At 75.4% G+C, this 14,669-nt stretch carries 8 protein-coding genes; 5 read left to right on the top strand and 3 right to left on the bottom strand.

Annotated features, from left to right (window positions below; all coding sequences use genetic code 11):
* Positions 1 to 167: 167 nt before the first annotated feature.
* The 3 genes from RVR_RS28655 to RVR_RS28645 all read left to right on the top strand — a co-directional run bounded on the left by RVR_RS28655 (position 168) and on the right by RVR_RS28645 (position 4,833).
* Complete coding sequence (locus tag RVR_RS28655) at positions 168 to 2,390, top strand: MMPL family transporter (RefSeq protein ID WP_202239313.1); 2,223 nt, start codon at positions 168 to 170, stop codon at positions 2,388 to 2,390.
* A 79-nt stretch (positions 2,391 to 2,469) separates the two neighbouring features.
* Complete coding sequence (locus RVR_RS28650; RefSeq protein WP_202236805.1) at positions 2,470 to 3,552, top strand: sigma-70 family RNA polymerase sigma factor; 1,083 nt, start codon at positions 2,470 to 2,472, stop codon at positions 3,550 to 3,552.
* Between the two features lie 417 nt (positions 3,553 to 3,969).
* Entirely contained in the window at positions 3,970 to 4,833 is an 864-nt protein-coding gene (locus RVR_RS28645) for an aminoglycoside phosphotransferase family protein (protein ID WP_202236804.1), read from the top strand.
* Between the two features lie 206 nt (positions 4,834 to 5,039).
* On the opposite strand, the gene RVR_RS28640 is transcribed toward RVR_RS28645, so the two are convergent.
* Both RVR_RS28640 and RVR_RS28635 read right to left on the bottom strand, forming a co-directional pair.
* Positions 5,040 to 5,735 carry an exonuclease domain-containing protein gene (locus tag RVR_RS28640; protein ID WP_202236803.1) on the bottom strand — a complete coding sequence of 232 codons (696 nt, stop codon included), beginning with the start codon at positions 5,733 to 5,735 and terminating at the stop codon, positions 5,040 to 5,042.
* Between the two features lie 115 nt (positions 5,736 to 5,850).
* Entirely contained in the window at positions 5,851 to 7,107 is a 1,257-nt protein-coding gene (locus tag RVR_RS28635) for a DUF5919 domain-containing protein (protein ID WP_202236802.1), read from the bottom strand.
* 240 nt (positions 7,108 to 7,347) lie between these two features.
* Here RVR_RS28635 and glgX point away from each other — a divergent pair, with 240 nt between their 5' ends.
* Together glgX and treY are read left to right on the top strand one after the other, a co-directional pair.
* Positions 7,348 to 9,486, top strand: coding sequence for a glycogen debranching protein GlgX (gene glgX / locus RVR_RS28630; RefSeq protein WP_202236801.1), 2,139 nt, complete (start codon positions 7,348 to 7,350; stop codon positions 9,484 to 9,486).
* 126 nt (positions 9,487 to 9,612) lie between these two features.
* Entirely contained in the window at positions 9,613 to 12,303 is a 2,691-nt protein-coding gene (gene treY / locus RVR_RS28625; RefSeq protein ID WP_202236800.1) for a malto-oligosyltrehalose synthase, read from the top strand.
* A 188-nt stretch (positions 12,304 to 12,491) separates the two neighbouring features.
* Here treY and RVR_RS28620 read toward each other — a convergent pair whose 3' ends face one another.
* Positions 12,492 to 14,588: an AfsR/SARP family transcriptional regulator gene (locus RVR_RS28620; protein ID WP_202236799.1), complete on the bottom strand. Its 2,097-nt coding sequence runs from the start codon at positions 14,586 to 14,588 to the stop codon at positions 12,492 to 12,494.
* Between the last annotated feature and the right edge of the window lie 81 nt (positions 14,589 to 14,669).

Here is a 14,669-nt window from a genome sequence, read left to right as displayed (position 1 = left end):
CCTCACCCCAAGTCACCTGTTGGCCGGATGGGTGGGCGGCGGTCGGGCCCATAGCGTCGTGGGTGACAGAGCGGCAGGTCACAGGCCGCCTCCCAGGACGATCCTTCAAGGGGGACACCGTGAGTCGCGCTCGCGCACACGGCAGCAGAACGGGCATCGCGGCGGCGATGGGCGGTTGGAGTGCCCGGCACCGCTGGGCGGCGGTCGGCGGCTGGCTGCTCTTCGTCATCGCCGTCCTGGTGATCGGCCAGGCGGTGGGCCGCTCCGACGTCGACGAGGCCCGGTCGGTGCCGGGCGAGGTCGCCCAGGCGGCGACGCTCACCGACGACGCCGGGTTGCAGGACAAGGCGTCCGAGATGGTGCTGGTGCAGACCTCGCACGGCAGCGTCACCGACCCGGCGGTCCGCGCCGCGGTCGCCGACGTGGTCGCCGCGGTCCGCTCCACCGGCCTCGCGACGGCGATCACCTCGCCGTACGACACCCAGGCCGTGTCCAAGGACCACCGCTCGGCGCTGGTCCGGTTCGACATGCGCGGGACGGCCGACGACGCGCCCGACCACGTGCAGCCGGTGCTCGACGCGGTCGCCAAGGTGCAGCACGCCCACCAGGGCCTGCGGATCGAGGAGTTCGGCGACGCCAGCGGCGAGCACGCGGTCGACGACGCCTTCGGCAGCGACTTCAAGACCGCCGAGTACTCCGCCGTGCCGGTCGCGCTGGCCATCCTGCTGATCGCCTTCGGCGCCCTGGTCGCCGCGCTGCTGCCGGTCGCGCTGGCGCTGACCGCGTTCCTCGGCGCGAGCGGCGTGGTCGCGCTGGTCAGCCACGCCGTCCCGATGAGCGACACCGCGAACTCGGTGATGCTGCTGGTCGGCCTCGCGGTCGGCGTCGACTACTGCCTGTTCTACCTGCGCCGGGAGCGCGAGGAGCGGGCCGCGGGCCATGACGCCGGGACCGCGCTGCGGATCGCCTCGGCCACCTCCGGGCGGGCCATCCTGATCTCCGGGTTCACCGTGATCGTGGCGATGGCCGGGATGCTCTTCACCGGCATCGGCGACTTCAAGGCCATGGGCATGGCCACGATGATCGTGGTGGCGATCGCGATGTTCGGTTCGGTGACGGTGCTGCCGGCGCTGTTGTCGATGCTGGGCGAGCGGGTGGAGAAGGGCCGGGTGCCGTTCGTCGGCCGCGGGTCCCGCGGCCACGGCGGCGGCCGGACGGCGGACGACGGCAGCCGGTTCTGGCGGACGGTGCTGCGCCCGGTGCTGCGCCACCCCAAGGCCGCGACCCTGGTCGCCGGCGGCGCCCTGGTCGCCCTCGCGATCCCGGCGCTGTCCATGCACACCGCCAACCTGTCCACGCAGCAGGAGCTGGGCGACGGCCTGCCCGTCATCAAGACCTACGAGCACATCGAAGCCGCCTTCCCCGGCGGTCCCGACCCGGCGCACGTGGTGGTCAAGGCCGACGCGATCGACTCCCCGCAGGTCCGCGCGGCCATCGCCGACTTCCGTGCCGAGGCGGTCCGTTCGGGGGCCAGCACCGGCCCGGTCACCGTCACCGTGCACGCCGCGCAGAACCTCGCGCGGATCGACGTGCCGCTCGCCGGCGGCGGCGACCGCGGCAAGGCCGAGGCGGACGTCCGGCTGCTGCGCGACCACGTCCGGCCCGACACGCTCGGGAAGGTCGGGGGACTCCGGGCCCCGATCACCGGGGACACCGCCTCCTCGATGGACTTCACCCACAAGATCAGCAGCAGCGTGCCCCCGGTGTTCGGGTTCGTGATCGTCTTCGCCTTCCTGCTGATGCTGCTGTCCTTCCGGTCGCTGACCATCGCGCTGACCTCGATCGTGCTGAACCTGCTGTCGGTGGGCGCGGCCTACGGGGTGCTGACCCTGGTCTTCCAGCACGGCGTGGGCGCCTCGCTGGTCGGCGCGCACGACAGCGGCGCGGTCGTGGCCTGGCTGCCGCTGTTCCTCTTCGTGATCCTCTTCGGGCTGAGCATGGACTACCACGTGTTCGTGGTCTCCCGGATACGTGAGGCGCGGATGCGCGGGCTGAGCACCAAGGCCGCGATCGAGAAGGGCATCACCACCACCGCGGGCGTGGTCACCAGCGCCGCCGTCATCATGGTCGCGGTCTTCGCGATCTTCGGGACGCTGTCGATGCAGAGCATGAAGCAGATGGGCGTCGGCCTGGCCTTCGCGGTGCTGATCGACGCCACCGTCATCCGCGGGGTGCTGCTGCCGGCGGTCATGACACTGCTCGACGAGCGGAACTGGTACCTGCCGCGGTGGATGCACCGGCTGCCCGACATGACCGAGCGCGATGCGGCGCCGCCGCTGCCGCCGGTCCCCGCCGACCCGCCCCGGCGCCCGGTCCCCGACCACGTCTGACCTGCACCGATAGACGACCGTGCCCCCGCGCCGCCCTGGTTCGGGGGCACTGTCGGTGCCCCCGGGTACCGTGGGGATCATGAGCGTAGGGCAGAGCGCGAGCGCCTCGGCGCCGGCCGGGACCGGCGGCGGGATCGAGGAGCGCCTGGAGGCGCACCGGGCCGAACTGACCGGGTACTGCTACCGCATGCTCGGCTCCGCCTTCGAGGCCGAGGACGCGGTGCAGGAGACCATGGTGCGTGCCTGGCGGGGAGCAGGCGGCTTCGAGGGGCGGGCGAGCCTGCGCTCGTGGCTGTACCGCATCGCGACGAACGTCTGCCTGGACAGCCTGCGGGCCGGCAGGCGGCGGGCCCGCCCGATGGACCTGTCGCCGGCCTCGCGGGCCGACGCGGTGCTGCCCGACCGCACCCCGGCGGCGGACTGGGTGGAGCCGGTGCCGGACGTGCGGGCGCTGCCGTCGTCGGGCGACCCGGCCGACGTGGTGGTCTCCCGCGAGAGCATCCGGCTGGCGTTCGTGGCCGCGCTCCAGCACCTGCCGCCCCGGCAGCGCGCCGTGCTGATCCTGCGGGAGGTGCTCGCCTGGAAGGCGAGCGAGACCGCCGAACTCCTCGGCACGACCGTCGCGTCGGTGAACAGCGCCCTCCAGCGCGCCAGGGCCACCCTGGCGGGCTCCGGGGTGAGCGCCGGGCACGGGGACGGGCCGGAGGCGTCCGCGGGCCGCAGCGGCGGCCCCAGCGGCGTCCCCGCCGCCATGGACGAGGAGCACCGGTTGCTGCTGGAGCGCTATGTCGACGCCTTCGAGCGGTACGACCTGGACGCCCTCACCCGCCTCCTGCACGAGGACGCCACCTTGTCCATGCCGCCGTATCCGATGTGGCTGCGCGGCCACGAGCAGATACGGGCGTGGCTGACCGGTCCCGGCCGCGCCTGCGAGGGCTCGCGGCTGCTGCCGGTCGCGGCCAGCGGCGCGCCCGGTTTCGGCCAGTACCGCAGGGACCCGTCCGGCCGCGGCCACCGGGCGTGGGCGTTGCAGGTGCTCGACGTCTCAGCCGGGCAGGTCACCGGGCTCCACGCGTTCCTCGACACCGAGCGGCTCTTCCCCCTCTTCGGGCTCCCACTCGAACTGCCCGGCGAGCCCGGCGCGTTCGAGCAGGCCACGTAGCGCGGGCGAGGCGCCGCACAGCCGCACCCGTCGTCCGGCCCGGCGCGCGGCCAGTGCCACCCGGGCCAGCGCCGCGAGGCCGCCGCGGTCGGCGGCGAGCCCGGCCGCGTCCAGGGGCACCGCCATGCGCCCCTCCTTCACCCCGTGTCCCGCCTCGCGGTTTCCGGTCGGTCTTCCTGTCCCGTTTCGGTCACCCCGACGGGCCGTCACGTGATACGACCGGTGCCGGGGTCGTAACTCATCGGCACGACGGGTACGTATTCGCGGCAGGTTCCGGCGGACTTCCCGGGAACCCGGAGGGACTTCACCAGGTGCGGGTGCGAGACTTGCCGTGGCTCCTCCGCCCGCCGATTCCCCTGGCATATGCGGGCGGACGGGCGCGGGTGGGCCGCAGGGCGATGGAGCGAGAGGCTGGGCATGGCGGACGCGGTGTTCACGCAGGACCGGGCGCGGGCGGTGCTGGACGCCGCCGGGCACGGGGAGGCCGACCTGCTCTCCTTCGGGGAGAACGCGGTCTTCGCCGCCGGGCGGTTGGTGATCAAGGTGGGGCGCGGCGCCGACCTGCTCGACCGGGCCCGGCGCGAGGTGCGCACGGCGGACTGGCTCGCCAAGCACGACGTGCCCGCGGTGCGTTCGGCCGAGTCCGAGGTGCGCCTGGTCGAGGGGCACCCGATCACGTACTGGCAGCGGCTGCCGGAGTCCCTGCGGCCGGCCGGGACGGTGGACGTGGCGCCGCTGCTGCGGCTCGTGCACGCCCTGCCCGAACCGGACTTCGGGCTGCCGCCGCGCGATCTGCTGGCCGGGGTCGAGCGGTGGCTTCGGGCGGCGGGCGACTTCGTGGACCCCGCCGACGCGGCCTACCTGCGCCGCCGCCGGGACGGTTTCGCGCAGGCCGCGGCCGGCCTCGTGCCCAGGCTGCCGCGCGGCCCGATCCACGGCGACGCCCTCCCCCGCAACGTGCACATCGGGCCGGACGGGCCGGTGCTGGTGGACCTGGAGACCTTCTCCTCGGACCTGCGCGAGCACGACCTCGTGGTCCAGGCGCTCAGCCGCGACCGGTACGGGGTGCCCGCCGCGGACTACGACGCCTTCACCGCCGCCTACGGGTGGGACGTCACCACGTGGGACGGCTACGAGGCGCTGCGCGGCGCGCGGGAGACGGCCGGGTGCGCCTGGGTCGCCCAGCACGCCCCGGCGAGCCCCGCCGCCCGGACCGAGTTCCGCCGCAGGGTCGCGTCCCTGCGAGCCGAGGACCCGTCAGTCCGGTGGTACTCCTTCTGACCCGGGCCGTCCACGGGATGCCCTTGCCGCACATCGCGGTCCGCCGGCCGCGGTCGGGCCGATCGCGCCGTTCCCCGCACCCCTGAGCAGCCGCGGGTTCCTCCGCGTAAGAAGCCGAGCATGACCAGGGGCGCGAAAACCGCGCGACCGGCCACAGCGGGCCGTCAGGTCCGGCCCCCACAGGACGACCCCGGAGGCACCCGGACCTACCCGCGGAGCGGCCAGTGCGGGTCCACCACGGCGGTGGCGTCCTTGCGGCGCAGCCAGCCCTGGAAGTCCTCCGCCCACGCGGCGTACCACTCCCGCTGCCTCTCCTGGAGCTCCCACAGGTCCGCCTCGCCCGCCTCGGCGAAGCGCAGCGCGAGCGCGCGGGCCACCCGGACCGCGGCGAGGGCGTCGGCGCCCGCTTCGTGGGCTCCGTCGAGCACCACGCCGTAGACCCCGCACGCGGCCTCCAGCGTGCGTTTGCCGCGCCGGTAGCGGTCGAGCGCGCGGTCGATGACGAGCGGGTCGATCACCGGCCCGGCGGTGCCGTCGCCCGCGGTGAGGCGGGGCAGCGCGTACCGCGCCAACTCCTCGTCGAGCAGGGTGAGGTCGAAGGGCGCGTTGTAGACGACGACCGGCACCCGGGCGGCCCAGTACCCGCGCAGCGCGTCCGCCACCTCGGCGACGACCTCCGCGGCGGGCCGGCCCTCCGCGGTGGCCCGCGCGGTGCTGACGCCGTGTATGGCGGTGGTCTCCGCCGGGATGGGCACGCCCGGGTCGGCGAGCCAGCCGCGGTGCCGCACCGGCTCCCCCGCCTTGACCTCGGTGACCGCCGCGGTCACGATGCGGGCCTGCCGCGGATCGGTCCCCGTGGTCTCCAGGTCGAAGCCGACCAGCAGATCCTCGTGCCATGCCATGGCGTGTCCTTCCAGCCGTTCTCCCCCGTGTGCCCTGCCATCATGGCCTGACCCACTGACACTCCCGGCGGCGGGCGGGCCCGTTCGCGCGCCCGGGGCGTGGTAGGGGCCCGGGTCAGGAGACCGGTCGGGAGTCGGTCCAGATGCCCTCGAACTCCTCGCGGTAGACCTCGAAGAGGCCGCCCTCGGCCGGCTTGTCGCCGCCGACCACCCGCCGGTTGCCGCCGCGCAGCACCATCACCGGCACCTCCATGCCGCGGGCCCGCCGCAGGTAGGTCTGCACCACCGCGAGGCCGCCCGCGCTGTCGCCGTCCACCAGGTACGCGGTGAACCGCGGCGTCTCGTCGAACACCCGGATCTCGAAGGCGCCCTGGTCGCGCACCCGGGCGCGGACCCGCCGCATGTGCAGGATGTTCATCTCCACCGACCGGCTCAGCTCGCCGCGCCCCAGGCCGAGTTCGCGCTCGCGGCGGCGCACCGCGCTGCTGGCGGGGTTGAGGAAGAGCAGCCGCACCCGGCAGCCCTCCTCGGCCAGACGGACCAGCCGCCGCCCCGAGTAGTTCTGCACCAGCAGGTTCAGGCCGATGCCGACGGCGTCCAGCCGACGGGCGCCGGCGAAGAGGTCCTCCACCGGCAACTGGCGTTGCAGCCGCACCCGGTCGGGGTGGACGCCGATCACGTCGGCGTACCGGTCGGCGACCAGTTCCTCCACGGCGTCCACGGGCAGCCGCTGCGCGGCCGAGTGGGAGGGGCCCGAGCCCAGCAGCTCCAGCAGCCGGGCGCAGGCCCGCTCGGCCTGGTCCAGCACGGTGCGGGACAGCGCCCGGTTGCGGGAGACGACGTGCCGGGCCACCTCCAGCTCGTCCAGAACGAGTTCGAGTTCACGGCGGTCGTCGAGGTACGGCTCGAAGCACGGCCAGTGCTGCACCAGCAGCTCGCGCAACTGCGGCAGCGTCAGGAAGCTCAGCACGTTGTCGTCGGCGGGGTCGAGCAGGAAGCCCTTGCGGCGGCTGACCTCGCGCACCGCCACGGCCCGCTGCACCCACTCGTGGCCGGCCGGCCCGGCGGCGGCGACCACCCACTCCTCGCCGTGCACCGGCTCGTAGATCGGCCGCAGCACCGCGTTGACCACGGCCCGCAGCCGCTGCTCGACCAGGTTCAGCCAGACGTAGGCGCGTCCGGCCCGCCGGGCGCGGGTGCGCACCTCGGCCCACGCGTCGGCGCCCCAGTCGAGTTCCGTGCCGGTCTCCACCGGCGCGGCGACGGACACCACGCCCGGCAGCGTGGCGACACCGTCGTCCGGGACCTCTCCCGCGACGTGCCGGTCACCCTGCTCACCGCCACCCGGGAGCACCAGACCTCCGGACGTCACCACCTCACCGCCTCCCGCCCCCGTCCACGATCAAGGAAGGGTACTGCGGTGCGGGGGGTGCCGCAGCCGGAACGACCTTACTTGACTACTAGCAGACAACCTCATCGGCCGTTCCGTCGCAGGCTGTTGCCGCAGTGTCACCCTCGGGAGGAGGCGGGATGGGAAGATGCTCTCGCAACGTCACTCCCGGACGCGCGGCCACCCTCCGCGCGACGGTCCCCGGAGCGGAAGAGTCCTCACATGCAAGTCTGGCCGGGTCAGTCGTACCCGCTCGGTGCCACCTACGACGGCGCGGGCACCAACTTCGCCGTGTTCTCGGAGGTCGCCACGAGGATCGAGCTGTGCCTCCTGCACGACGACGGCTCCGAGACGGCGGTGGAGCTGCGCGAGGCGGACGCCTTCGTCCGCCACGCCTACCTGCCGGGGGTGATGCCCGGCCAGCGCTACGGCTTCCGCGTGCACGGCCCCTACGACCCGGCGCGCGGCCACCGCTGCAACTCGGCGAAGCTGCTGCTGGACCCGTACGCCAAGGCGATGAGCGGCGGGATCGACTGGGACGAGGCGGTCTACGGCTACCGGTTCGGGCAGCCGGACTCCCGCAACGACCTGGACTCCGCCCCGCACACGATGTCCTCCGTGGTGGTCAACCCGTACTTCGACTGGGCCGACGACCGCCCGCCGCGCATCGACTACCACAAGACGATCATCTACGAGGCCCACGTCAAGGGCCTGACGATGACCCACCCCGGGCTGCCGGAGGAGATCCGCGGCACCTACGCGGCGCTCGCGCACCCGTCGGTGATCAGCCACCTCGTCGAACTCGGGGTCACCACCCTCGAACTGATGCCGGTGCACCAGTTCATCCAGGACCACCGGCTGGCCGACGCCGGGCTCGCCAACTACTGGGGCTACAACACCATCGGGTTCTTCGCCCCGCACAACGGCTACTCGTCCCTGGGCGACCGCGGCCAGCAGGTGCTGGAGTTCAAGACGGCGGTGCGCGCCCTGCACCGCGCGGGCATCGAGGTGATCCTCGACGTGGTCTACAACCACACCGCCGAGGGCAGCCACCTGGGCCCCACGCTGTCGCTGCGCGGCCTGGACAACGCGTCGTACTACCGGCTCGGCGGCGACAAGCGCTACTACACGGACACCACCGGCACCGGCAACAGCCTGCTGATGCGCAGCCCGCACGTGCTCCAGCTCATCATGGACAGCCTGCGCTACTGGGTGACCGAGATGCACGTCGACGGGTTCCGGTTCGACCTCGCGGCCACGCTCGCCCGGCAGTTCCACGAGGTGGACCGGCTGTCGTCCTTCTTCGACCTGGTCCAGCAGGACCCGGTGGTCTCCCAGGTGAAGCTGATCGCCGAGCCGTGGGACGTCGGCGAGGGCGGCTACCAGGTCGGCAACTTCCCGCCGCTGTGGACGGAGTGGAACGGCAAGTTCCGCGACACGGTGCGGGACCTGTGGCGCGGCGAGAGCGCCACCCTGGCGGAGTTCGGCTCCCGGCTGACCGGGTCCTCCGACCTCTACCAGGACGACGGCCGCCGCCCGCTCGCCTCGATCAACTTCGTCACCTGCCACGACGGCTTCACGCTGCGCGACCTGGTGTCGTACAACGACAAGCACAACGACGCCAACGGGGAGGGCAACCGGGACGGCGAGAGCCACAACCGGTCGTGGAACTGCGGCGTCGAGGGTCCGGCCGAGGAGCCGGCCGTGCAGGCGCTGCGGCTGCGCCAGATGCGGAACTTCGTGGCCACCCTGATGCTCTCCCAGGGCGTGCCGATGCTCAGCCACGGCGACGAGTTCGGCCGCACCCAGCGCGGCAACAACAACGTCTACTGCCAGGACAACGAGCTGGCGTGGATCGGCTGGCCCGGGAAGGCCGGCAGCGGGGCGGCCGACAACGAGGCGCTGAAGCTCCACGAGTTCGTCAAGACGATGGTGTGGCTGCGCCGCGACCACCCGGTCTTCCGGCGCCGCCGCTTCTTCCACGGCCGGCCGGTGCAGGGCACCCACGACGAGCTGTCGGACATCGCCTGGTTCACCCCGGACGGGCGGGAGATGACGCAGCGGGACTGGCAGGCGGCCCACGCCAGGTCGCTGGTGGTGTTCCTGAACGGCAACGCGATCTCCGAACCCGGCCCGCGCGGGGAGCCGATCACCGACGACTCGTTCCTGCTGCTGTTCAACGCGGCGCCGCGCCCCCTGGAGTTCGTGCTCCCGGTCAACCACGGCAAGGAGTGGCAGCTCGTGGTGGACACCGAGCGTCCGGACGGGGTGCCCCCGGGCGCGGGGGAGAGGATCGGGGGCGGGGACCGGCTGCTGCTGGCCGACCGCAGCATCGTGGTGCTCCAGCGGCCGGCCGACTGAGCCGTCGGCGCGCGCGGGGCCCGGTGGGGCGGCGCGGGGCGGCTTTCGGGCGGCACGCGGCGGCCCGCGGGGCGCACGCGGCGGCCCGGCGCGCCTGTTCGGCCGATCCGGGGTAGAGAAGACCGCATGACGGTTTTCCCGGCACCTCCCGCGGTCCCCGCACCGGCCTCCCCGGTGCCCGCCTCGACCTACCGGCTCCAGCTGCAACCGCGCTTCACCTTCGCCGACGCGGCGGCCCGGGTCCCGTACCTGGCCGCGCTCGGCGTCACCCATCTGCACCTGTCGCCGGTGCTGGAGGCGGTGCCCGGCTCGACGCATGGCTACGACGTGGTGGACCACGCGCGGGTGCGGGCGGAGCTGGGCGGCGAGCAGGGGCTGCGGGAGCTGTCCGCGCGCGCCCGGGCGCACGGCATGGGCCTGGTGCTGGACGTGGTGCCCAACCACATGGCCGTGCCGGCGCCCGAGCACCTCAACGGCCCGCTGTGGGAGGTGCTGCGCGACGGCCCCGGCTCGCGGTACGCCGACTGGTTCGACATCGACTGGGACGCGCGGGGCGGGCGGGTCCTGCTCCCGGTGCTCGGCGAGCCGCTGCCGGACGTGCTGGGCGCGCTCGCGGTGGTGGCGGACAAGCGCGCCGGGCGGGAGGGCACGGACGGGGCCGCCGGGCCCGCGGACGGTTCGGGGTCGGACGACGGCTCCGCTTCCGGGTCGGGGTCGGGGTCGGACGACGGCTCCGCTTCCAGGTCGGGGTCGGGGTCGGGCGGCAGGGTACTGGCGTACTACGAGCACCGCTTCCCGCTGCGGCCGGGCACCGAGGACCTGCCGCTGCCCGAACTGGTGGCCGCGCAGCACTACGAGCTGGCGTACTGGCGCACGGCGCGCACCGACCTCAACTACCGCCGGTTCTTCACCATCTCCGACCTGATCGCGGTCCGCGTCGAGCGCCCGGAGGTGTTCGAGGCGACCCACGCGACGGTGCTGCGGCTGCTGCGGGAGGGCGTGGCGGACGGCCTGCGGATCGACCACCCGGACGGGCTGGCCGACCCGGCGGGCTACCTGCGGCTGCTGGAGCGGGCGAGCGGGGGCCGCTGGACGGTGGTGGAGAAGATCCTCCGGCGCGGCGAGGAGCTGCCCCCGGACTGGCGGTGCGCGGGCACCACGGGGTACGACGCGCTCGACTGGATCGACGGGCTGTTCACCGACCCGGTCGGCGCGGCGCAGGTGGCGGACTTCTACCGGGCGTTCACCGGGGTGCCGGCGGACGAGGGCGGCCGGTGGGAGCCGACGGTGCGCCGGGCCGCGGACGGCGTGGTGGAGCGGGACCTGGCCGCGGAGGTCTCCCGCCTGGTGCGGAGCGCGGACCGGGCCCGGCGGGCCGGACAGGCGGCGCCCGTCGAGGAGGAGGACCGCGCGGCGGCGCAGGGAGGGCCCGACCGCCAGGACGCCGCCCCTTACCCGGCGCCGTACGCGCCGGAGGCGCTCGCGGAGGCGCTGCGCGCGCTGCTGGTGCGCGTGCCCGTCTACCGGACCTACGTCAGGCCCGGCGCCCCGGCGTCCGGCACGGACGACGCCGTGCTGGCCCGCGCCGCGCGGGAGGCGGCCGAGGAGTGCGGCCCGCGCCTGGCCCCCGCGCTCGCCGTGCTCCGCGACCTCGCGCTGGGGCGCCCAGGTGCCGCCGGCTGCGCCCCGGGCCCCGACGCCGACGACTTCGCCGTCCGCTTCCCGCAGGTCGCCTCCGCGCTGCACGCCAAGTCCGTGGAGGACGCCGCGTTCTACCGCTACGGCCCGCTGCTGCCGCTGTGCGAGGTCGGCCGCAGCCCGGGGACGCCGGCGCTGCCCCCCGAGGACTTCCACGCCTTCTGCGCGCGGCGGCAGCGCACCCGGCCCGCCACCGGCACGGTGCTGTCCACCCACGACACCAAGCGCGGCGGTGACCTGCGGCTGCGGCTCGCGGTGCTCACCGAGCGGCCCGACGCCTGGCGGGAGTGGCTGGCCTCCGGACCGCCGCCCGCCGGGCCCGACGGTCCGGGAAGCGCGGCCGCGCCGGACCGGCACACCGAGTACACCGTCTACCAGACCGCCGTCGGGCTCGGCTCCTCCTGCTCCGCCGACCGGCTGGTGCCCGCCGCCCTGAAGTCCGTGCGCGAGGCCGGCCTGCGCACCACCTGGACCGAACAGGACGAGGCGTACGAAGCGGCGGTCGCCGAATTCGTCCGGCAGGGGCCGTGCGGGGTGCGGCAGCCGGACGTGCGCGCCTTCGCCGCCGCGCTGGAGCCGTACGCCACCGCGAACGCGCTCGGCGCGGCGCTGCTGCACCTGACGATGCCGGGGGTGCCCGACGTCTACCAGGGCACCGAGTTCCCGGTCTTCACCCTGGTGGACCCCGACAACCGAGGGCCGCTCGACGAGCCCGAGCCGGGGCGGGTCAGGACCGGCGCCGAGCGCGCCCTGGCGCGGGTCTCGGAGGGTGCCGCGCCTCGGGACGCCGACGAGGTGAAGCTGCGGCTGACCTCCGCGGCGCTGCGGCTGCGCCGCGACCACCCCGAGTGGTACGGCCCGGGGGCGGACTACGCGCCGCTGACCGCCCGGGGCCCGGCGTCCGCGCACTGCGTCGCCTTCGTCCGCGGCGGCGGGGCACTGACCGCGGTGACCCGGCTGTCCCTCCGGCTGGCCGAGGCCGGCGGCTGGCGCGACAGCACGCTGCCCCTCCCCCCGGGCCGCTGGCGCGACCGCCTCGGCGGCGGCGTGCACGAAGGCGAGGCCCGGCTCACGGCCCTCCTCGCCTCCTCCCCGGTGGCGCTGCTCACCCGCGAGTAGCCCCCGGGGAGCGCCGCACCCGGCCCTCGACCCGCCCTCCGGACAGCGAACCGCCCCACCCACCGTGAAAGGCCCGCCCTCCCCCGAACCCGGACTCGAACCTGAACCGGGACCCGGACCCGGACCCGGCGCGGGGTCCGGCGCAGGACGAGCACAGGCCACCCCGCCGCCCACGCCCGACCCGACCCTCAGCCCGCCCTTCCCAGATAGCGATCCACCGGGCCGACCGTGAACATGCCGCTCCCCGCGCCTGCCAGCTCACCCGCGGCGGGAAGCAGGCGGGTCCGGGCCTGGCGCAGGGCGGGCTGATCGCCCAACTCCGCGGCGAGAGCGGCTTGCAGGCAGCACAACGCCTCGTAGGTGAGGTCGGCGGGTGGCTCGGGCAGCGCGCGCAGCGCCTCTCGGGCATCGGCGCGGCGGCGCGCGCCCAGCAGGAGGAACGGCTCGGCCCAGGGACGGTACGGCCCCCAGTCCGCCCCGGGGTCCGCCCGCTCGGCGGCGGCCGTGACGGCCCCGGCGGTGCCCCCGGCGCCGCCCCCGGCACCCCGGTCGAGGTGCAGACCGAGCAGCGCCAGCGGCAGCAGACCACGGCGCACTCCCGGCATGCCCGCGCCCGCGAGACGGGCGTCGGCGGCCCGGTAGGCGGCCCCGGCCCCGGCCGTGTGCCCGGCGGCGGCGAGCCGCAGCGCCGCGTACCACTCGGTGAAGACCCCGACCAGCGGCAGTTCGTGCCGCTCGGCCAGGCCGTCCGCCGCCGCGGCGTGCGCGTCGGCGGCGGAGAAGTCGGCACGGGCCGCCCCCGCCTGCATCCGGATGAGGTGCCCGAGCACCTCGAAGGTGGGCAGGTCGTGCCGGGCGGCGAGCGCGACCAGTTCGGCGCCGACCGCGTCCCGGCGCGGTGCGAGGCCGGCGCGGGTGCAGGACTGCATGAACACGCCGTTGAGCGCGTACACGAGCAGCGCGGGGTCGTCCGTCGCCCGCGCGGCCTCCTCGGCCGCGCGGGCCGCCTCCGGGCCCCGCGGATCGCGGGTGCCGCGCATCTCCACCGCGATGGTGGCGAGCAGGCGGCAGCGCGCGGCGTCGTACCCGGCGCCGGCGCCGCCGGCCGGGTCGGGGGGCAACGCGGCGAGGGTCCGCTCGGCCGCCGCGACGATCCGGCCGGCCGCCTCGGGGTCGTCGCCGCGGGTCCAGATCGCGGGGACGTCGTAGCCGCCGATGACCCGGGTGGTCAGCCGGGGGTCGCCCAGTTCCTCCGCCGCGGTGATCGCCGCGAGGCGGTGCCGCCGGGCGGCTTCGAGTCCGCCGCCCCCGGTCACCGCGAGGTTCCGGATCAGGCCGACGGTCGACTCCAGCCGGGCCCTGGCGCCGCCGCCGACCGTGCGGTCGTACTCCGCGGCCGCCTGCCGCCACAGCCGGTCGGCGACCGTGCCGGGCGTGCCGGAGGGACCCGAGGGACCGGGGGGCCGATCCGTGCCCGCCGCCCCGGGCACCCCAGGCACCCCCGGTGGCTCCGGTGGCTCCGGAAGGTCCAGGTGCGGGTCCTGGGCCAGGATCTCCGCCTCCAGCCGGCGCAGCCGCGGCCCCGGGTCCACCCCCAACCGGTCGACGAGGACGGCGCGTGCCCGCCGCAGCACCGCCAGCGCGTCGCCTTGGCGGCCGGTGCGGTACAGCGCCAGCGCGAGCAGCCGCCACGCGTCCTCGCGCCACGGGTGGTCGGCGAGGTGCGCGTCCAGGTCCGGCACCGCCTCCGCGGCCGACCCCAGCGCGAGCCTGGCCCCGGCCCTGCGCTCCTCGGCCTGGAGACGGAGTTCGGCGAGCCGGGCGCGTTCGGCGCGGGCCCACCGGGCGTCGGCGAAGTCGGCGTAGGCGGGGCCGCGCCACAGGCCGAGCGCTTCGTCCAGCCGTTCCAGCGCCGGCCCGGGCGGCAGGCCGGCGGCCTCCGTCAGCGCCGCCTCGAACCGCCAGGCGTCCACCGCGTCGGCCCGCGCCCGCAGCGCGTACCCGGGGCCCTCGGTCACCAGCAGCCGCGCCGGCGCCCGCGGGGGCCGCTCCGGCTCCAACGCCTTGCGCAGCGCCGCCACGAACGTCTGTAGGGCGCCCACGGCCCCCGCGGGCGGCTCCTCCTCCCACAGGTCCGCGACCAGCCGCCGTACCGGCACCACCCGCCGCCGGGCCACCAGCAGCCGCCCGACCACGGCCGCGTGCCGCGGCCCCCGCAGCGGCACCCGTTCCCCGTCCCGTTCCGCCACGACGGCCCCGAGCACCGAGAACGCCACCTCCGCCATCCCCCCACGCTACGTCCCCGGGGTGCCGGCCTCCCGCACCTGTGGCACCGAAACCCGGCGCCGCCACCGCAGGGCACCGGA

This window comes from Streptomyces sp. SN-593 (genome assembly GCF_016756395.1).
GTDB lineage: Bacteria > Actinomycetota > Actinomycetes > Streptomycetales > Streptomycetaceae > Actinacidiphila > Actinacidiphila reveromycinica.
This window is presented reverse-complemented; position numbering and strand designations above follow the sequence as displayed.